This window comes from Agromyces ramosus, assembly GCF_030817175.1.
Taxonomy (GTDB): domain Bacteria; phylum Actinomycetota; class Actinomycetes; order Actinomycetales; family Microbacteriaceae; genus Agromyces; species Agromyces ramosus_A.
In genome coordinates this window covers 2,033,925-2,053,015 of record NZ_JAUSYY010000001.1, presented here as the reverse complement: position 1 = coordinate 2,053,015, position 19,091 = coordinate 2,033,925, and the positions used below count along the sequence as shown (strand labels likewise).

General features: G+C 71.4%; 18 protein-coding genes. 10 read left to right on the top strand and 8 right to left on the bottom strand.

Going from position 1 to position 19,091, the window contains the following annotated elements:
* Positions 1–19: 19 nt before the first annotated feature.
* Positions 20–1,270, bottom strand: a complete 1,251-nt coding sequence (gene rocD, locus QFZ26_RS09515) for an ornithine--oxo-acid transaminase (RefSeq protein WP_307041494.1) — start codon at positions 1,268–1,270, stop codon at positions 20–22.
* Complete coding sequence (ddaH, locus tag QFZ26_RS09510) at positions 1,267–2,124, bottom strand: dimethylargininase (RefSeq protein ID WP_307041492.1); 858 nt, start codon at positions 2,122–2,124, stop codon at positions 1,267–1,269. Before ddaH ends, rocD begins: the two co-directional genes overlap by 4 nt.
* Before the next feature lie 335 nt (positions 2,125–2,459).
* On the opposite strand from ddaH, the gene QFZ26_RS09505 reads away from it, so the two are divergent.
* Positions 2,460–3,305, top strand: coding sequence for a hypothetical protein (locus tag QFZ26_RS09505; protein WP_307041490.1), 846 nt, complete (start codon positions 2,460–2,462; stop codon positions 3,303–3,305).
* Here QFZ26_RS09505 and QFZ26_RS09500 read toward each other — a convergent pair whose 3' ends face one another.
* Complete coding sequence (locus QFZ26_RS09500; RefSeq protein WP_307041488.1) at positions 3,306–4,109, bottom strand: LLM class F420-dependent oxidoreductase; 804 nt, start codon at positions 4,107–4,109, stop codon at positions 3,306–3,308.
* Between the two features lie 127 nt (positions 4,110–4,236).
* Between QFZ26_RS09500 and QFZ26_RS09495 the strand changes: the two genes are divergently transcribed.
* Genes QFZ26_RS09495 through QFZ26_RS09485 form a run of 3 tightly spaced genes read left to right on the top strand, consistent with a single transcriptional unit; the run spans position 4,237 to position 5,516 of the window.
* Entirely contained in the window at positions 4,237–4,674 is a 438-nt protein-coding gene (locus tag QFZ26_RS09495) for an Lrp/AsnC family transcriptional regulator (protein ID WP_307041485.1), read from the top strand.
* Positions 4,675–4,676: 2 nt separating this feature from the next.
* Positions 4,677–5,117, top strand: a complete 441-nt coding sequence (locus QFZ26_RS09490; RefSeq protein ID WP_307041483.1) for a toxin-antitoxin system YwqK family antitoxin — start codon at positions 4,677–4,679, stop codon at positions 5,115–5,117.
* A gap of 24 nt (positions 5,118–5,141) precedes the next feature.
* Complete coding sequence (locus QFZ26_RS09485) at positions 5,142–5,516, top strand: GntR family transcriptional regulator (protein WP_307041481.1); 375 nt, start codon at positions 5,142–5,144, stop codon at positions 5,514–5,516.
* A 21-nt stretch (positions 5,517–5,537) separates the two neighbouring features.
* Here QFZ26_RS09485 and QFZ26_RS09480 read toward each other — a convergent pair whose 3' ends face one another.
* Positions 5,538–6,728, bottom strand: a complete 1,191-nt coding sequence (locus QFZ26_RS09480) for a RimK family alpha-L-glutamate ligase (RefSeq protein WP_307041479.1) — start codon at positions 6,726–6,728, stop codon at positions 5,538–5,540.
* Between the two features lie 26 nt (positions 6,729–6,754).
* On the opposite strand from QFZ26_RS09480, the gene QFZ26_RS09475 reads away from it, so the two are divergent.
* Entirely contained in the window at positions 6,755–7,255 is a 501-nt protein-coding gene (locus QFZ26_RS09475; protein ID WP_307041477.1) for an ATP-dependent zinc protease family protein, read from the top strand.
* A 22-nt stretch (positions 7,256–7,277) separates the two neighbouring features.
* Here QFZ26_RS09475 and QFZ26_RS09470 read toward each other — a convergent pair whose 3' ends face one another.
* Positions 7,278–10,913, bottom strand: coding sequence for a bifunctional proline dehydrogenase/L-glutamate gamma-semialdehyde dehydrogenase (locus tag QFZ26_RS09470; RefSeq protein WP_307041475.1), 3,636 nt, complete (start codon positions 10,911–10,913; stop codon positions 7,278–7,280).
* 156 nt (positions 10,914–11,069) lie between these two features.
* Between QFZ26_RS09470 and QFZ26_RS09465 the strand changes: the two genes are divergently transcribed.
* Positions 11,070–12,107, top strand: a complete 1,038-nt coding sequence (locus QFZ26_RS09465; RefSeq protein ID WP_307045023.1) for a LysR family transcriptional regulator — start codon at positions 11,070–11,072, stop codon at positions 12,105–12,107.
* Between the two features lie 111 nt (positions 12,108–12,218).
* On the opposite strand, the gene QFZ26_RS09460 is transcribed toward QFZ26_RS09465, so the two are convergent.
* Entirely contained in the window at positions 12,219–13,205 is a 987-nt protein-coding gene (locus QFZ26_RS09460) for a helix-turn-helix transcriptional regulator (RefSeq protein WP_307041473.1), read from the bottom strand.
* 60 nt (positions 13,206–13,265) lie between these two features.
* Here QFZ26_RS09460 and QFZ26_RS09455 point away from each other — a divergent pair, with 60 nt between their 5' ends.
* The 4 genes from QFZ26_RS09455 (at position 13,266) to QFZ26_RS09440 (ending at position 17,553) form a co-directional block, all read left to right on the top strand.
* On the top strand, positions 13,266–14,294 hold the full coding sequence (locus QFZ26_RS09455) for an ATP-binding cassette domain-containing protein (protein ID WP_307041471.1): 1,029 nt from the start codon (positions 13,266–13,268) through the stop codon (positions 14,292–14,294).
* A 25-nt stretch (positions 14,295–14,319) separates the two neighbouring features.
* On the top strand, positions 14,320–15,141 hold the full coding sequence (locus tag QFZ26_RS09450; RefSeq protein ID WP_307041468.1) for an ABC transporter permease: 822 nt from the start codon (positions 14,320–14,322) through the stop codon (positions 15,139–15,141).
* Positions 15,142–15,247: 106 nt separating this feature from the next.
* Positions 15,248–16,948 (top strand): phytoene desaturase family protein, encoded by a 1,701-nt coding sequence (locus QFZ26_RS09445; RefSeq protein WP_307041467.1) that lies wholly within the window; start codon positions 15,248–15,250, stop codon positions 16,946–16,948.
* Positions 16,949–16,989: 41 nt separating this feature from the next.
* Positions 16,990–17,553, top strand: coding sequence for a TetR/AcrR family transcriptional regulator (locus tag QFZ26_RS09440; RefSeq protein ID WP_307041465.1), 564 nt, complete (start codon positions 16,990–16,992; stop codon positions 17,551–17,553).
* A 14-nt stretch (positions 17,554–17,567) separates the two neighbouring features.
* On the opposite strand, the gene QFZ26_RS09435 is transcribed toward QFZ26_RS09440, so the two are convergent.
* Both QFZ26_RS09435 and QFZ26_RS09430 read right to left on the bottom strand, forming a co-directional pair.
* A complete protein-coding gene (locus tag QFZ26_RS09435; protein WP_307041463.1) occupies positions 17,568–17,927 on the bottom strand; it encodes a DoxX family protein in 360 nt (119 codons plus the stop codon).
* Between the two features lie 110 nt (positions 17,928–18,037).
* Positions 18,038–19,039: a DUF222 domain-containing protein gene (locus tag QFZ26_RS09430; protein ID WP_307041462.1), complete on the bottom strand. Its 1,002-nt coding sequence runs from the start codon at positions 19,037–19,039 to the stop codon at positions 18,038–18,040.
* Positions 19,040–19,091 lie beyond the last annotated feature (52 nt).

Below are 19,091 nucleotides of genomic sequence, written 5' to 3'. Positions count from 1 at the left end.
CTCGGCTCGAGCGCGTCGTCTACGCGGCGAGCTCGAGCAGCACCGCCTCGAGCTGCTCGACCGCCCAGTCGAGGTCCTCCTGCTCGACCACGATGGGTGGGGCGAGCCGGATGGTCGATCCGTGCGTGTCCTTCGCGAGCACGCCGCGCCGCATGAGCGCCTCGCACACCGCGCGCCCGGTGGCGAGCTCGGGATCGATGTCGATGCCCGCCCACAGACCGGCGCCGCGCAGCGCGACGACCCCATGTCCGACGAGGGGTTGCAACCGCTGGTGCAGGTGCGCGCCGAGCAGCTGGGCGCGCTGCTGCGGCTCACCGCTCGCGAGCATGCGCACGACCTCGAGCCCGACGGCCGCGGCGAGCGGATTGCCGCCGAACGTCGAGCCGTGCTGGCCGGGCTGGAGCACGCCGAGCACATCGCGATCGCCGACGACGGCCGACACGGGCACGATGCCACCGCCGAGCGCCTTGCCCAGCAGGTAGAGATCGGGCACGACCCCCACGAGGTCGCACGCGAAGGTCGCACCCACCCGACCGAGGCCCGACTGGATCTCGTCGGCGATCATGAGCACGTTGCGCTCACGGGTGATGCGGCGCACCTCGGGCAGGAACGAGGCCGGAGGCACCACGATGCCCGACTCGCCCTGGATGGGCTCGACCAGCACTGCGACCGTGTTCTCGTCGATGGCCGCCTCGACCGCTGCCGCGTCGCCGTAGGGCACGGTGCGGAATCCGGGCGTGTACGGCCCGAAGTCGTCGCGCGCGTCGGCGTCGTCGCTGAACGAGATGATCGTCGTCGTGCGGCCGTGGAAGTTGCCCGCCATGACGACGATGTTCGCGGCATCCGCCGGCACCCCCTTGACGCGGTAGCCCCACGCGCGGGCGAGCTTGATGCCCGACTCGACCGCCTCGGCGCCGGTGTTCATGGGCAGCACGAGCTCTTTGCGGCAGAGCGCGGCGAGCTCGGTGACGAACGGGCCGAGCTGGTCGTTGTGGAACGCACGACTCGTCAGCGTGATGCGGCCGAGCTGATCGCGCGCCGCCTCGACGAGGCGCTCGTTGCCGTGCCCGAAGTTCACGGCCGAATAGGCGGCGAGGCAGTCGAGATACCGGCGACCGTCGACATCCGTCACCCAGGCACCCTCGCCCGACGCGACGACGACGGGCAGCGGGTGGTAGTTGTGGGCGGCGTGCTCCTCCTCAGCATGGATGAATGCCGCCGTGCGCTCGCCGACGGCGGCGGGGGCGCTCGCGGTCGTCTCGGCGGTCATCGGCGCAGCTCGAGAGTGCAGCACTTCACGCCGCCGCCGCCGAGCAGCAGCTCGGACAGGTCGACGCCGATCGGGTGGTAGCCGTGCTCGCGCAGCTGCCGTTCGAAGTCGGCGGCCCGCGAGGCGATGACCACGTTGTAGCCGTCGCTGAACGAGTTGAGGCCGAGCACCGCGGCATCCGCCTCGCTCACGATGATCGCATCGGGGTAGCGCTGTTGCAGGAGGGCGACGGATGCCTCGTCGAACGCGCTCGGAAGGTAGGCGATGTGCTCCTGGCCGGGCGTCGGGTCGAGCACCGCGATCGCCGTGTCGAGGTGGTAGAAGCTCGGGTTCACGAGCCGGAGCGTGACGACCTCGCGGCCGTAGATGCGCACGAGCTCTTCGTGGCTCGTCGAGTCGGAACGGAACCCGGTGCCGGCGAGGATCGTGTCGCCGACGAGCAGGAAGTCGCCTTCGCCTTCGTTGACCTCCTCGGGTTCCCGCACGTCGAGGCCGGCCTTGCGGAACCACTCCATGTAGGCCGGGCCCTCGGGCTGCCGTTCGGGGTGGGTGAACTTCGCGCCGTAGGCGATGCCGTCGACGACGAAGCCGCCGTTCGCGGCGTACACCATGTCGGGCAGGCCCGCGATCGGGTCGATGAGGTGGATGTCGTAGCCGAGGCCCACATAGGTGTCATGCAGCGCCTGCCACTGCCGCAGCGCGAGGGCCGTGTCGGTGGGCTCCGCGGGATTCATCCACGGGTTGATGCGGTAGACGACGGTGAAGTGCTCGGGGCGGCACATGAGCACGCTCCGCCCGGACGGGCGGCGCTCGGGCCGGGTTCCGGGCTGGCCTTCGGTTTCGATGAGGGTCATCTGGCTCCTTGAGGGGTGCTCGGATGCCGCCGCCCGGTGGGGTCGTCGACTCGTCGCTCTGTGGTGTCGGCGCGGCGCGTGCTCTGCGGTGCGCTTGCGGGCCTCGACGACGACGTTCGGATTGCGCCGCCGTCGAGGCGACTCCCTCAAGTGTGAACGCAAATGCGGTGCGGTTGGCTGCCTCTCGCGCAACTATCGTGCTCCTTCGCCATCGATTCGCGGCATCCGTGCGCCGTTGTGCGACCGGATGCCACATCGCACGCGTCCCGCAAGGGGCTTGGCGCGCGGGCCGGCGTGATGCATGCTGAGGCGACTGAGGCAGAACCGAGGACGCCATGAACCACCGCGACGATGAGGTCGCCCGCCTGCAACGTCTCGTCTACGGAGCCGACTCGACGGCTGACGAGCGCCGCCGAGCGGCAGAGGAACTGCACGAACTGGCACAGGCGACGGATGCCGCGGCGCGCCCGTCCCCGGGCTCGGCCGACATTGCCGATTCCGCCGGGGGCACCGGGAGCACCGACGGCGGGGCGACGCCCGCGCACGCCGCTGCGTCGTCGCCGACGGCAGACGTCGACGATCCGCCGGCGCCGGGCGCCGAGGCGGGCTTCGGCCGACGGCTCGCCATCCGCGTCGGGGTGGCCGGGGGCGCGGCGGCCCTCGTCCTCGGCATCGTGGCAGGATGGCAGCTCTCACAACTGGACGGTGGCGACGTGGCGGATGCCGACGCACTCACCGCGCCGACCGAGAGCGCCGGCCCCCGCCTGCAGGCCGACGCGCTCGCGGCCATGCCCGTGGCCGCGGAGACCCTGGCGGCGCGCGTGTTCCTCCGGGCGGCCGTGCCAGAGGACCGGCCCGACCTCCCCGGCCTGCGCGAAGGCGCGGGGATGGTTCCCGGCAACGGCCCGCGTGAGTTCCGCCTGCTCGCCACCCGTGCCGACGGCATCCGGTTCTTCGCCGCGCGCGACGTCGACGAGCTGTGCCTCTTCTACGTCACCCCGGTCTCCGGCCCCGAGGGCGTCACCGCCAGTGGCACGTGCACGCGGGGCGGACGTTTCCCGAACGAGGGCCTGCGACTCAGCGGCTCTGGCAGTAGCGGCACCGAATCGGTCGACGCCACCTGGCGCCCGGACGGCTCGCTCCAGATCGGCGTCATCACCGGAGCCCCACCCGGCGAGTAGTCAGCCGTTCTTCGCGTCGCGCCAGGCCAGCCAGCGCTGCACGGCACCGAGGTCGTACTCCGGGCCGTCGACGCTGACCGTGAAGAGCCGAACGCCCGCCGCGTGGAGCGCGTCGGCGTGCTCCACATCGAGGCCGCGACGGTCGAGTTCGTTCGAGACCGTGATCTCCGAGGCATCCCGCCCGACCTCGTCACCCCACCTCGCGAGCACGTCGAGCTTGTGCGCGAGCTCTGCCGGCGCGACGAACGAGTGCCAGATGTCGGCGTGCTCGGCAACGATGCGCAGCGTCTTCTGCTCGCCCTTGCCTCCGATCATCACGGGGATCTCGCGCGTGGGCGCCGGGTTCAGCTTCGACCAGCGGGCGCGGATGCGGGGCATGGCATCGGCGAGGTCTCGCAGGCGGGATCCCGGAGTGCCGAACTCGTAGCCGTACTCGTCGTAGTCGCGCTCGAACCAACCGGCGCCCGTGCCGAAGATGAATCGGCCGGGCCCGTCGCCCTTCGCGCTGATGTGGTCGAGCGTGCGGGCCATGTCGGCCTGCAGGTCGGCGTTGCGGTACGAGTTGCAGCTCACGAGCGTGCCGAACTCGATGCGCTCGGTCTGCTCGGCCCACGCACCGAGCATGGTCCAGGCCTCGAAGTGCAGGCCGTCGCGGTCGCCGTGCAGGGGGAAGAAGTGATCCCAGTTGAAGACGATGTCAGCCCCGAGCTCTTCGAGGCGCAGCACCGCGTCGCGGATCGCCGGGTAGTGGGCGTGCTCGGGCTGTACCTGCACGCCCAGACGCACGGGGGAATCGAGGGGCATGCGCCAAGCCTACGGGCGGGATGTCACGGGCGTGTTTCGAGGCGGAGCCGCACCGAGGTCGGCTAGCCGCGCAGGAAACCTGCGTCAAGCCCTGTCCGCACGCAACGGATCAACCTAGACTGGCCGAATGGATAACCTCGACCGAGCCATCCTCGATCTCCTCCGGCAGAACTCGCGTGCCGGTTACGGCGACATCGGATCGTCGGTCGGCCTCTCCGCCTCCGCAGTCAAGCGGCGCGTCGACCGGCTCGTCGCCGACGGTGTCATCCGTTCGTTCACCATCCAGGTCGACCCGACGGTCGACGGCATGAGCACCGAGGCGTACGTCGAGCTCTTCTGTCGCGGCACCGTCGCCCCCGACGAGCTCCAGCGCATCCTCCAGGGCGTGCCAGAGGTCGTCTACGCCGGCACGGTCACGGGCAGCGCCGACGCCATCGTGCACATGCGGGCCCGCGACATCACGAGCCTCGAAGAGGCGCTCGAGCGCGTGCGCGTCGCCCCGAACGTCGACCACACGCGCAGTGCCATCGTGCTCTCACGCCTCGTGAACCGCAACCGGGACTGACGATGACGGATGCCGCGAGCTCCGCTCCGAGCGAAACGCCCGCCCCGAACGCCCTCGACGACGCAGGCCGCAAGCACGGCCCCTGGCAGGAGCACTTCGCCAGCGGAACGGTCTCTGCCGAGGGCACGTACGAACACGGGGTGCAGCAGGGGCTCTGGCGCTACTGGTATCGCAACGGCCGGCTGAAGGCGATCGGCGTGCGGCTCGACGACACGCTCGACGGGTTCTGGCAGTGGTGGCGCGAGAACGGCGCCCCCATGCAGGAGGGCGCGTTCGTCCGCAACGAGCAGCACGGGCGATGGAAGCGCTGGCACGCCACCGGGCAGCCCATGGACGACGGCGAGTACGACCATGGCGCGAAGGTCGGCCTGTGGCGGCGATACCACCCCGACGGCTCCGTCCGCGACGAGAAGACGCATGGGCCGCGTGCCCAGCAGGACTGATCAGCGGTGGAACCTCAGGTCCCGGTGAGCGCCCTCATCCGCGTCGACGCACACGGCGGCACGACGCCTGCGCCGTACGAGCAGATCCGCGTACAGGTGATCGATGCCGTGCGAGCCGGAGCACTCGTGGCCGGTGTGCGGCTCCCGCCCGTGCGCACCCTCGCGACCGAGCTCGGGCTCGCCGCGAACACGGTGGCCCGCGCCTACCGCGAGCTCGAGCGCGACGGGGTCATCGAGACGCGCGGCCGCAACGGCTCGTTCGTCTCGGCGACGGGCGACCCCACCGAGCAGCAGGCGCAGCTCGCGGCATCCGCCTACGCCGACCGCATCGCCCAGCTCGGGCTCGACGCCGCGCGAGCGCTCGAGATCGTGCAGGCCGCCCTCCGGCCACGGGGCTGATCGACCGGGCGCTCGGTCGCCTCAGGCCTCGGGGATGGGCTGCTTCGGGAGCTTGCGCACCTTCGCGCGCCGACGGCGCCGTTCGGGGATCATCGAGCGCATCTCCTCGAGCCTGCCGAAGCAGAGGAGCCGGTCTTCGGCCTCGAGCTCCACGCCCTTGCGCGGATTCGGGATGACGCTCGTGCCGCGGTGCAGCGTGAGCACCGTGATATCCCGCTCCCAGAGCCCGGAATCGCCGAGCGTCTTGCCGACGAGGTCGGCGCTGCCGTGCACGAGGAGCTCGGCGACGCCGTACCCGGTCGACACCGTGAGGCGCTGCCGCACGTCGATCTCGGGAAAGGCGACCTGGTTGGCGATGTGGTCGATGATCGCGCCCGCGACGTCGAGTTTCGTCGCGGACTCGATGCCTTCGAGCCCCGGCGAGGAGTTGACCTCCATGACGAGGGGACCCTCGTCGCCCTCGAGCATGTCGACGCCCGCCACGCGCAGGCCCATGATCTGTGCCGATCGCACGGCCGCCTGCTCGTACTCCGGCGAGAGCTCGACCGCCTCGACGGTGCCGCCGCGGTGCACGTTCGAGCGGAACTCGTCGCCGCTCGCGCTGCGCCGCATGGCCGCCACCACGCGGTCGCCGACCACGAGAGCCCGGATGTCGCGGCCGCGGCTCTCCTTGATGAAGCGCTGGATCAGCACGTTCTGCTTCGTGGAGTGGAGGGTCTCGATGATCGCCTCGGCGACCTTCACCTCTGGCGCGAGGATGACGCCGATGCCCTGGGTGCCCTCGAGCAGCTTGATCACGACGGGGGCGCCGCCGACGCGCTCGATCGCGGGTCGCACGTCGGCGCGATTTCGCACGAACGCGGTGGCGGGCATGCCGATGTTGTGCCGCGAGAGGATCTGGTTCGCGCGCAGCTTGTCGCGAGAGTTCGTGATGCCGTTCGCGGTGTTCGGCGTGTAGACGTCCATCTGCTCGAACTGGCGCACCACGGCGGTGCCGAAGTACGTGACCGAGTTGCCGATGCGGGGCAGGATCGCGTCGTAGTCGGAGAGCCGCCGCCCGCGGTACTGCAGGTCGGGTTCGGTGCCCGACAGGTCGATCGCGAACCGCAGGGTGTCGAGCACCTTCACCTCGTGGCCGCGCTGCTCGGCGGCCGTGCGCAGTCGCTGCGTGGAGTACGCCTGAGGCGCGCGCGAGAGAATCGCCAGTTTCATCGTGGTACCCCTGCGAAGATGGTCGGGTGAAAGAGCCCCCTCATTCAAACACCATCGCCGGGTGGCGCGAGTGGGTCAGCCTGCCGGGGGCCGGCGTTCCGTGGATCAAGGCGAAGCTCGACACGGGTGCGCGCACGTCTTCGCTGCACGCTTTCGACCTCGAGGAGCACCGCCGCGGCGACGTGCCGACCGTGCGGTTCACCGTGCATCCGTGGCAGGGCTCGGATCACGACGCGGTCGTCGTCGAATGCCCCGTGCACGATCGCCGCTCCGTGCGGAGCTCCTCGGGGCATACCGAGGAACGCATCGTCGTGCTCATGGATGTCGTGCTGCTCGGGCACGCCGTCACCGCCGAGGTGACGCTCACGAACCGCGACGAGATGGGCTTCCGCATGCTCATCGGCCGCGAGGCCCTGCGCCAGGGCTTTCTCGTCGACTCGGCGCGCTCCTTCGCGGGAGGACGCGCGCCGCGCGACATCCGTCGCCGCAACCGCGGCCGCGACGGAGTCGAGGCCTCGCGCGGCTGATCCGCACCGCGCCGGACCAGGTTCAGATGACGCCGTCGGAGATCGTCGTCGGGTTGCCGAAGCGGTGGTTCGTGATCGAGATCGCCTGCTCGTGCAGGAACGGCAGCAGCTCGACGCGGCCAGAGGGCGTCACGGGGTGCGACCACACCGCGACATCGGGCGTTCCGTCGAGGGCTTCGGCGAGCGCGGATGCCCCGCCGCCGACGAGTCGCACACGCGGCGTCGTGATGCCGCCCTTCGCGGCCCGGCCGATCCATGCGGCGTCGCCCTCATGCACCACGCGCACGTCGCGTGCGGCGAGCACGCTGCGCACGCCCTTCGGCAGCTCGATGGCGGTGGACACGGCGAACCGCGACTTGGCGAGGACGCCCGCGGCGATGACGCGGAGGCCCTCGGCGAGGGTCGCCTGCTCGCCGATGCGGATGGTCACGGGCAGCGGGCGGTAGCGGAAGAGGTTGCGCTCGACGCCGACGCCGGAGACGTCCTTCACGACGCCGTACTCCTCGGCCCAGACGAGCTCGTCGGAGAGCGCCGAACGGCGCAGCAGGTCGAACGACTCGTAGTCGAGTGCCGACTGCGACGCCTCGATGAGCTCGGTCACGCGCTTCTCGAGTCCGCGCAGGTGCAGCGTGCTCGACGAGGCGCCGTGCTGCGGCATCCATTCGCCGAGGCCGAAGAGGTAGTTCGGCCCGCCCGCCTTCGCGCCCGCGCCGACCGCCGACCGCTTCCAGCCGCCGAACGGCTGGCGCTGCACGATCGCTCCGGTGATGCCGCGGTTCACGTAGAGGTTGCCGGCCTCGACGTGGTCGAGCCAGGTCGCGACCTCGTCGGGATCGAGCGAGTGGAGCCCTGCGGTGAGCCCGTAGTCGACGGCGTTCTGCATGCGGATCGCCTCGTCGAGGTCTTTCGCGTGCATGACGCCGAGCACGGGTCCGAAGAACTCGGTGAGGTGGAAGTACGACCCGGCGGCGACGCCGTCGCGGATGCCGGGTGACCAGAGTCGCCCGGTGGCGTCGAGCTGCTTCGGCTCGACGAGCCACTCCTCGCCGATGCCGAGCTGCGTGAGGGCGTGCAGCAGCTTGCCGTTCGCGGGCTCGATGATCGGGCCCATCTGGCTCGTCGCCTGCTCGGGCCACCCGACGTGGAGGGAGGTCGCGGCGTCGACGAGCTGGCGACGGAACCGCTCGGACTTCGCGACCGAGCCGACGAGGATCACGAGCGACGCAGCCGAGCACTTCTGGCCGGCGTGGCCGAAGGCGCTCTTCACGACATCGGATGCCGCGAGGTCGAGGTCGGCCGACGGCGTCACGATGATCGCGTTCTTGCCGCTCGTCTCGGCGAGCAGCGGCAGGTCCTTCCGGAACGAGCGGAACAGCTGCGCCGTCTCGTAGGCGCCGGTGAGGATCACGCGGTCGACCGCCGGGTGCGAGATGAGCTCCTTGCCGAGCTCACGCTCGCCGATGTCGACGAGGGCGAGCAGTTCGCGCGGGATGCCCGCCTCCCAGAGCGCCTCGACCATGACCGCGCCCGAGCGCTGGGCGAGCTTCGCGGGCTTGATGATGACGCCCGAGCCCGCGGCGAGCGCGGCGAGCACTCCGCCGGCGGGAATGGCGACGGGGAAGTTCCACGGCGGCGTGACCACGGTGAGCTTGGGCGGCACGAAGACGGCACCCTGCACGTGATCGAGCTCGCGCGCCCGCTCGGCGTAGTAGTGCGCGAAGTCGATCGCCTCGCTGATCTCGGGGTCGGCCTCGGCGATGGTCTTGCCGGTCTCGGCGGCCATGACCTCGATGAGGCGGTCACGGTTCGCGGCGAGGGCGATGCCCGCGCGGTGCAGCACCGCGGCGCGCTCGGCGCCCGGCAGTTCGCCCCAGGCGCGGCCGCGCGCGGCGACGGTCTGCACGATGGTCTCGAGGGTCGCCGCGTCGTCGACGCGGGCGGCGGCGATGGTGTCGGCGCCGAGGCGCGAGCCGGGCACGCGGGCGAGGACGCGTCGTCCCCACTCGCGGTTCGCGGCGAGCGCGGGGTCGGTGTCGGGTTCGTTGCTGAAGCCAGGGGTCGCGCCGGGGCCGGCGGGCGCCACGGCGGTACGGGCAGCGGATGCCGCGGCATCCGTCGCATCGAAGACGCCGATGGCCTCGCCGTCGGCTCCGCGCGTGATGCCGAGCACCACGCTCGTGAGCGACTCGTCTTCGTGCTCGGTGCCGGGGGCCGGAGCGTCGGGGACGGCCATCGCCGCGGCGAGCGACTCGTCGTCCCACTCGGTGCGACGGTTCTGCGTGCGGTTCGGGGTGGGCACGGCGCCGGAACCAGCCTCGAGGGCGGCGATCGAGCGAAGGTAGCGTGTCTGCTCGCGTTCGAAGAGCCGCTCGTTGCCGGCGAGCTCGAAGACGGCCGACATGAAGTTGTCGTCGCTGGCGTTCTCTTCGAGCCGCCGGATCAGGTAGGCGATCGCGACGTCGAACTCGCTCGGGTTCACGACGGGCGTGTAGAGCAGGAGGTTGCCGACGTCGCCGCGCACGGCCTCGGCCTGGCCGGTCGCCATGCCGAGCAGCATCTCGAAGTCGACACGGTCGTCGACACCGCGCTGCTTCGCGGTGAGCCAGGCGTCGGCGACGTCGAAGAGGTTGTGGCCGGCGACGCCGAGCTTCACGGCGTGGGTGTGCTCGGGCGTCATCGACCAGCGCAGCACGCGCTTGTAGTTCGTGTCCGAGTCCTGCTTCGTGGAGTAGGTCGCGACCGGCCAGCCGTGGATCGCCGCGTCGACGTGCTCCATGGCGAGGTTCGCGCCCTTCACGACGCGCACCTTGATGGGCGCGCCACCCGCGGCGCGGCGGGCGGTGGCCCACGCGGTGAGCTCCTGCATCGCGCCGAGCGCGTCGGGCAGGTAGGTCTGCAGCACGATGCCGGCCTCGAGGCCGCGCAACTGCGGCTGGTCGAGGAGCGTCGTGAACACCGCGATCGTCAGGTCGAGGTCACGGTATTCCTCCATGTCGAGGTTGATGAACTTCGGCGTGGGGCTCTTCGCGGCGAGCTCGTAGAGCGGGGTGAGCTTTGCGACGACCTTGGCGACGGCCTCGTCGAACGACCACATCGAGAGCTGGCTGACGACGCTCGAGACCTTGATGGACACGTAGTCGACGTCGTCGCGGGCGAGGAACTCGTACGTGCCGCGCAGGCGCCGGTGCGCCTCGTCTTCACCGAGCACGGCCTCGCCGAGCAGGTTCAGGTTCAGGCGGTTGCCCGACTCGCGGAGCGTGGCGATGGCGGGGCCGAGCTTCGCGGGCGTGGCGTCGAGCACGAGGTGGCCGACCATGCTGCGGAGGACGCGACGAGCGATGGGGATGACGACCCACGGGAGGACTGGCGCGACGACGCCGCCGACGCGGATCGCGGCACGAAGGTACCAGGGCAGGAACTTCGGCGTGAGCTTCGCGACCTGCTCGAGGTTGCGCCCGGCGACGCCGAGGTCTTCGGGTCGCATGACCCCGTCGACGAAGCCGACGGTGAACGCGAGGCCGTTGGGGTCCTTCAGCACGCCGGCGAGGCGCTCGGCGGCGGGATCGACGGGGTGATCGGCGCTCTCGGCGAGCCACCGCCGCACGAGGGCGATCACGTGGTCGGTGTTCGGCCGTGCGTCGGTGGCGGCGTTCGACATGGTCACGAGGGTAGTGTCCTTTGCTTCGGGCGCACCGGGTACCGCGCGCCTGTCGAGTTAAGTGTGCGCTGCGGGCATCCATTCGGTACAGCGAATGAATCTGAACGATACTGTTCAGTAGAACCGAATGATCGGCGGATGACCCCGGAGGAACCGATGCTCGACGTGCGACGACTGCGACTGCTCGTGGAACTCCGCGACCGCGGCACCCTCGCTGCGGTCGCCGACGCGCTCTCGTACAGCCCTTCGTCGGTCTCGCAGCAGCTCAGCCTGCTCGAGCGCGAGGCGGGCGTGCCGCTGCTCGTGCAGGTCGGGCGGCGCGTGCAGCTGACGCCGCAAGCCGAGCTGCTGGTCGGTCACGCGCGGGCGGTGCTCGACCGGCTCGAGGAGGCCGAGTCGGATGTCGCGCGCTCGCTCACCGCCGTCGGTGGCACGGTGCGCATCGCGGTGTTCCAGTCGGCGGCGCACGCCGTGGTGCCGCAGGCGCTGACGCTGCTCCGCACCGAGCACCCCGACCTGCGAGTCGAGGTCACCGAGCGCGAGCCCGACGTCGGGCTCTTCGAAGTCTCGGCGCGTGACTTCGACCTCGTGATCGCCGAGCAGTATCCCGGCCACACCCGCGCGCACCGCGAGGAGCTCGACCGGGTGCACCTCGCCGCCGACGCCATCCGGCTCGCGCTGCCGCCGCATCCGGCGTCACGTCGCGGCAGCGCCCGCGGCAGCGGAGCGGGCGCCGAGAGTGCGCGAACGGTGGGAATCGATGCCACGAAGCGACCGGATGAGCACTCTCGGAGCGGTGGCGAGCGCGGTGGCGAGCGCGGTGGAGCGGGGTCGGGCCCGCTCCGGGCCGCATCCGACCTGCCGTGGGTGCTCGAGCCGGCGGGCACCGCCTCACGCGACTGGGCCGAGCAGCTCTGCCGCGACGCGGGCTTCGAACCCGATGTGCGCTTCGAGACCGCCGACCTGATGGCGCACATCCGGCTCATCCGCTCGGGCAACGCGGTCGGCCTGTTGCCCGATCTCGTGTGGGCGGGCGAGGCGCCGAGCGTGACGCTCGTCGACCTGCCGGGGCATCCGGAGCGCGAGGTCTTCACGTCGACCCGGCACGCCGCTGCCGCACGGCCCGCCGTCGTCGCCTGCCGAGACGCCCTGAGGCGTGCCGCCGAGGCGACCGCCACGCCTGCCGACCGCTGATCGGGTTCGGGCTCGGGCTCGGGCCCGGGCCCGGGCCACGCTGTGCGCATGTCACGCCGATCCAACGCAGGGTTGGCGCCGCAATCGCCCTGCTCGCTGCCAGTACGCGCCTCAGTCGCGAACGGATGCCACCGCGAACCGCTCAGCCTGCGCCGAGAGGAACTCGAGCACCTCGGGCGGACCATCGACGCGGTAGCGCACGCCGCGCGGCATCCACATGAGCGCCATCACGATACCCTCGACCGTCTCTGCCTCGAGCGGCCAGACGCTCTGGCTCGCACCGAGGGCGACCACCTCGCGGCCATACCAGCCGAGATACTCGGCGAGCTCGGGATGCGGCAGGTCGGCGATCACGCGCGCCGTCACGTTGCGGCTCCGCCACCGGAGCGCCGTCTCGACGCGCGTCCGGGCATCGTCGTCGGTCATCGGCTGCGGCTCGAAGTGCACGCGGGTCTGGAAGACGTCGCTCATGCGATCGAGGCGGAAGGTGCGCCAGTCGTCGCGTTCCCGATCCCAGGCGAGGAGGTACCAGCGCCGAGCGACGGGCACGAGCCGGTAGGGCTCGACCACGCGAGATGACGCCTCGCCCGCCGCATCCGTGTACTTGAATCGCAGCCGCTCGCTGTCGCGGCAGCCGAGTGCGAGCAGGCCGAGCAGCTCGGCGTCGACCTCGGGCGCCGGCCGCCCCGAGGCCTCGCGCCCACCGGCGCCGACGGCCGCATGCGACTGCAACGCGTCGATGCGGCGGCGCAGCGCCGGCGGCAGCACCTGCTCGATCTTCGCGAGCGCGCTCAGCGTGGTGTGCTCGGCCCCGCGCAGCCCGGCCGTCGCCTGCGAGCGCAGCCCGACGGCGATCGCGACGCCCTCGTCGTCGGTGAGCAGCAGCGGCGGCAGCCCGGTGCCGGCCTCGAGGCGATAGCCGCCGGCGCTCCCCCGCGCCGACTCGATGCCGTAGCCGAGCTCGCGCAGCCGCTCGACGTCGCGGCGCAGCGTGCGATCCGAGACGCCGAGCCGGTCGACGAGCTCGCGCGCCGACCAGTGCCGGTGGCTCTGCAGCAGGGAGAGGAGTTCGAGGGTTCTCGAGGTCGTGGCCGCCATGTCTTCATTCTCTTCCTCATCAGGACAGAAAGTGACCGGATGCCTCGGAAGACTGTCGATATGACGAACCACATGATCACCGCTCGAGGCCTCACGAAGACGTTCCGCTCCAAGGGGCAGACCGTCGAGGCCGTCCGCTCAGTCGACCTCTCCGTTGGAGAAGGAGAGCTCGTCGCCTTCCTCGGCCCGAACGGCGCCGGCAAGTCGACGACGCTCCGCATGCTCACGACCCTGCTGCCGCCGACGTCGGGTGAGGCCACGGTGGCCGGCTGCGACATCCGGCGCGATCCCGCCGGCGTGCGCCGTCGCATCGGCTACGTCGGCCAGGGCAATTCAGGAGGGCACACCCAGCGCGTGCGCGACGAGCTGCACGCGCAGGGCGCGTTCTACGGCATCGGCCGCCGCGAGACCCGGGCGCGGGCCGCGGAGCTCATCGAGTCGCTCGAGCTCGGCCAGGTCGCGAACCGACCGGTGCAGCAGCTCTCCGGCGGCCAGAAGCGCCGGCTCGACATCGCGCTCGGACTCATCCACCGGCCCGAGCTGCTCTTCCTCGACGAGCCCTCGACGGGCCTCGACCCGCACAGCCGCGCGAACCTGTGGGAGCACATCGTCGACCTCCGCCGGGCGACCGGAACGACGATCTTCCTGACGACCCACTACCTCGACGAGGCCGACCAGCTCGCCGAGCGCGTCATGGTCATGGACCACGGCGCCGTCATCGCCGATGACACCGCGTGGGCGCTCAAGGAGTCGCTCGCGGGCGACCTCGTGACCCTCTCCTTCGACTCGGCGACGGATGCCGCAGCAGCAGCCGCCCGCATCGGCGGCGAGGTCCACGGGGCCGATGCACGCGTCGTCACCGTCACGGCGCCCGGCGGAGACCGCGCGCTCCCCCGCTACATCCGCTCGCTGTCGGACGCAGGGCTCGACGTCGTGGCGGCCACCCACCGGCAGCCCACGCTCGACGACGTGTTCCTCGCCCTCACCGGCCGGAGCCTCCGCGAAGAGGCCGCCCACGCCGGACCGCCCGAGGCCGAGCCGGCCGATGCGACCAACGCAACCGACTCCGCCCAGCCCGTCGCCGTCTGACCGGCAAAACCAGAAAGGCATCCCCATGAACACGATCTCCCCGACCGCCGAGCGCGCCGCCATCCGCGACCGCCACGCGGCATCCGCTCGTCCCACCGGCTTCGTGCACGACACCGCCGCGGTCTTCGTTCGCGAATCCCGCCCGCTCGTGCGCGACCCGTTCAGCGTCATCTTCTCGCTCGTGCAGCCGCTCGTCTTCCTCGGGCTGTTCGGCCCACTGCTCGTCGGTGCGGCCGGCGGCGACGTCGCGGGCACCCTGCAGTGGTTCGTGCCGGGCATTCTCGTGATGGTCGCTCTCTTCGGCACCGCTTCGACGGGCGCGAACCTGCTCTTCGAGATGCAGACGGGTTCGCATGAGCGCACGCTCGTCGCACCGCTCTCGCGCAGCGCCCTCCTCGTCGGACGAGCCCTCAAGGAGGTCGTGCCGCTCGTCATCCAGGGCACCATCGTGGTGCTCGTCGCCGTGCCGTTCGGGTTCTCGCTCGACGTGGGCGGCCTCGTCGCCGGCCTCGCGGTGCTCGCGGTCTTCGGCATCGGCTTCGGCGCGCTGAGCTATACGCTCGCGCTCGCCTGCCGCAACCGGGACTGGATGTTCTGGATGGTGCACCAGACGCTGCTGTTCCCGCTGATGATCCTCTCGGGCATGCTGCTGCCCCTCGAGGACGGACCCGACTGGATGCAGGTCGCCGCCGCCGTGAACCCGCTGAGCTACCTCGTCGGTGCCGAGCGGGCACTCCTCGCGGGTGACTTCGGCGCCCCGGCCGTGGTCGGCGGCATCATCGCCGCGGTCGCGACGTGCGCCGTCGGCATCGTGGTGGGCGTGCGGGCGATGAAGCGGGCGCGCTGACCACGACCACGAGCAGCGGATGCCTCGGCCCGGCGCCTCGCGCGTGGGTCGAGGCATCCGCTCTCCTCCGCGCGATCCGCGGCACCGCATCGTTTACGCTCGATGGATGCCCCACGACGTCGTGATCATCGGCGGCGGACACAACGGCCTCACTGCCGCCGCCTACCTCGCCCGTGCCGGACTCGGCGTACTCCTGCTCGAGCGCGACGACCACCTCGGCGGCGCCGCGGTCTCGGCCGAGGCATTCGAGGGGGTCGACGCTCGCCTCTCGCGCTACTCGTACCTCGTGAGCCTGCTGCCGCAGCGCATCATCGACGACCTCGGCCTCGACGTGCGGCTCGTGCGCCGCCGCTACTCGTCGTACACGCCCGACCCCGCGAACCCCGAACGGGGACTCCTGATCGATCGGGAGGCGGGCGCCGGTGCATCCGACGCCTTCGCCCGAGTCGGCGCCGTGGACGACGCCGACGCCTGGAACGACTTCTACTCCGAGACCGTGCGCCTCGCCGAGCGGCTCTTCCCCACGCTGACCGAACCGCTGCCCACGCGCGATGAGGCCCGCGCGCTCGTCGGCGACGACCGCGTCTGGCACGAGTTCATCGAGCAGCCGTTGGGCGCGACCATCGACGCGCGCTTCGAGCACGACCTCGTCCGGGGCGTCGTCGCGACCGACGGACTCATCGGCACCTTCACCGACCTCGACGATCCGGCGCTCGATGCGAACCGCTGTTTCCTCTACCACGTGATCGGCGGGGGAACCGGCGACTGGGACGTGCCGGTCGGCGGCATGGGCGCCGTGAGCGGCGAGCTCGCCCGCGCCGCACGTGCGGCGGGCGCCGAGCTCGTCACGGGTGCCGAGGTGCTCGCCGTCGACCCCGACGGCCGAGTTCGCTACCGCCACGACGACGCCGAGCACACGGTCACCGCCGGCACGCTGCTCGCGAACGTCGCGCCCGCGGTGCTCGAGCGACTGCTCGAGGCAGGGGCGACGGATGCCTCGGCGCGCGTTGCGGCGCTCTCCGCGTCGCACGCCGACGCCGACGGCGCGCCGATCGCTCCCCGCTCCGAGCACCCGTTCTCGCCCGACGGCCCGATCGACGTGCCGCCCGTCGTTCGCGAGCGGCTCCGCCAGCTGGCGGCGCCCGAGGGTGCCCAGGTGAAGGTCAACCTCCTCCTCACCCGGCTCCCGAGACTGCGCGACGCCGACGTGGCACCCGAGGCGGCGTTCGCCGGCACGTTCCACATCAACGAGCTCGAGACGCAACTCGCTGCCGCGTACAGCGCGGCCGCGCGCGGACGCATCCCGTCGCCGCTGCCCTGCGAGATCTACTGCCACACCCTGAGCGACCCGTCGATCCTCTCGCCCGAGCTCGCCGCATCCGGGGCGCACACGCTCACGGTCTTCGGCCTGCACGTGCCGCACCGGCTGCTCGAGCGCTTCACCAACGACGAGTTGCGCGAGCAGCTGCAGGCCGCCGTGCTCGAGTCGCTGAACTCGGTGCTCGCCGAGCCGATCGAGCAGCTGATCGCAACCGATGCCGCGGGGCGGCCGTGCATCGAGACGAAGACGACGCTCGACCTCGAGGAAGCGCTCCGCATGCCGGGCGGCAACATCTTCCACGGGCCGCTGTCGTGGCCGTGGGCCGAGCCCGGTGCGTCGCTCGCGACCCCCGCCGAGCGATGGGGCGTGGCGACGCGGCATCCGCGGATCCTCGTCTGCGGCGCGGGCGCCGTCCGCGGCGGGGCCGTGAGCGGCATCGGCGGGCACAATGCGGCGATGGCGGTGCTCGAGGCATCCGACGCCTGAGCGGTTCGCGCTCGGACCATACCTGCGGGTACGGTTGCGGTATGTCCGCAACCCGGCAGCGATGGCTCGATGAGGGTCTCGCCGTGCTCGCCGACGAAGGCGCCACGGGGCTGCGCATCGACCGGCTGGCCGTCCGACTCGGACTCACCAAGGGCTCGTTCTTCCACCACTTCGGCGGTGCAGCGGGCTACCGCGCGGCGCTGCTCGAGCACTATGAGCAGCTCACGCTCGGGGCGCTCACCGACGCGATCGGGGCGCGTCAGGGCACCGGCACCCGCGCGACGCTCGCCTGGCTGACCGACCTCGCCACGAGCGAGTCCGGTGGCATCCGCCGTGCCGAGCTCGATCTCGCGGTGCGGGCGTGGGCGTCATCCGATGCTGCCGCGCGGGCCGTGCAAGCCCGCATCGACGCCGCGGTGATCGACGCGCTCCAGGCGACGTGGCGGCCGGTCGTCGCGACGGATGCCGCGGCGCGAACGGCCGCGCTCGTGCCGTACCTCGTCGCACTCGGCGCGGCGGTGACGGTGCCCCCGATCGCAGCCGACGAGCTGCGGCGGGTCTACGAGCTCCTGCTCGAGGCGGTGCCCGGGTCGCCCGACGCGTAGGCCCGTGCCGCGTTTCAGAGCACGAAAGTCCAGAGCCCGGTCGCCACGCAGACGACCAGCATCCCCGTTGCATTCACGAACAGGTTGCGCCCGAAGTCGCGTGCCGCGATGTGCATGCCGATCGCCACGAGAAAGTAGGCGACGAGCGCCCCGCACGTGATGGCGCCCAGGTACGGCACCCGGATGCCGGCGATGAGGCCGGCCGCCGCGGCGAACTTGATGGGCGTGAAGATCCACCACCACCGGCGCGGGAAGCCGACATTGTCGAAGCACCGCGCGACGAACGGCACGGGCTTCCAGCTCAGGAGCCCGTCGACGAACTGGATCGCCGCGAGCACGATGACCGGCCAGATCGGGTCAGGAAGCGCCGTCATCTCGCACCTCGCTCGGGTCGCTCGTCGTGCATCTCCATACCATACCGCATGGTATGGCTACGCGTGCCCATGCTGGCGGCCCGAGGGCACGCCTCACCAACCAGCACGTCTCACGCGGCCGTCACATCGTCGAGCTGCCCTCGATGTGATGCCCACTTGTCGCGCCCGTAGGAGAGGTGGGCGCCGGTCTCGGGGTGCGTCAGGATGCGCCGGAACGAGGGGGCATGTGCAGCGAGTCGGCGTGCCGTCTCGGCGTCGATGGGACCGTATCCGTCGAGCTCGGCGGGTTCGTCGGAGTGACCGAGGAGGGAGAGCACCGGCACGGTCACGTAGGTCTTCGGAGTGACGATGCCCGTGGGCGAGGCATCGGCAGCGTCGAGGCCACCGAGGAGGAGGCCCGCCGCGACATCGAGCCGAAGCTGCTCGCGGGTGCGGGCATCGGCTGCAGCCGCGCCTGGGCCGGCGGCCACCGCCCGTCGCTCGGACTCGACGAGACCGTCGAGAGAGGCCATGATTGCGACACCGCGTTCGGCCTCGAGGTACAGGCTCAACCACGCCATGCCGTCTTCAGCCGGGTCGAGGCACACGCGCCGAGCGGCGCGGCCACGCTCCCCGCGCTCGGCGAGGGACTCGGGATGCATCCGCTCGCGCAACCCTCGCAGTCGACGCCGGAAGGCCGACGGCGTCTCGACCCGGCGATGCCCGAGCGCGGCCCGCTCGAACTCGGGCGCCACGTCGACGGGCAGGGTGCTCGCAAGTTCGAGCACGGTACGCGCCTTGCCGAGACAGATCGCTCCCTCGGCGAGGGCATCGAGCGTCGATGGGAACAGATCGACCAGCCGGCCGGCGTCACCGACCAGCCGCCCCGCCGTCACTTCATGCATCGTGAGCGTCGTCGCGAGCTCGGCGACGAACGAGCGGGTCGCGAACTCACGCTCGCTCGACCCGCTCAGCTCGGTCAGCCCGTCGAGCGAAGCGGCCAGGGCCCGAGCCGCCTCGATGCGCCGGAGCTGCTCGGCCTGCGCGGCCCTGATCGCCTGATCGAGCTCGACGATTCGCGCCAGCTCGGCGTGCAGCGCCAACCGGGAGGTCGGCTCTGGCGGGCTGGTCATGCGATCAGTCAACCACCACCCGCGACATTCGCGGGGCACAAAACCGCAGGCC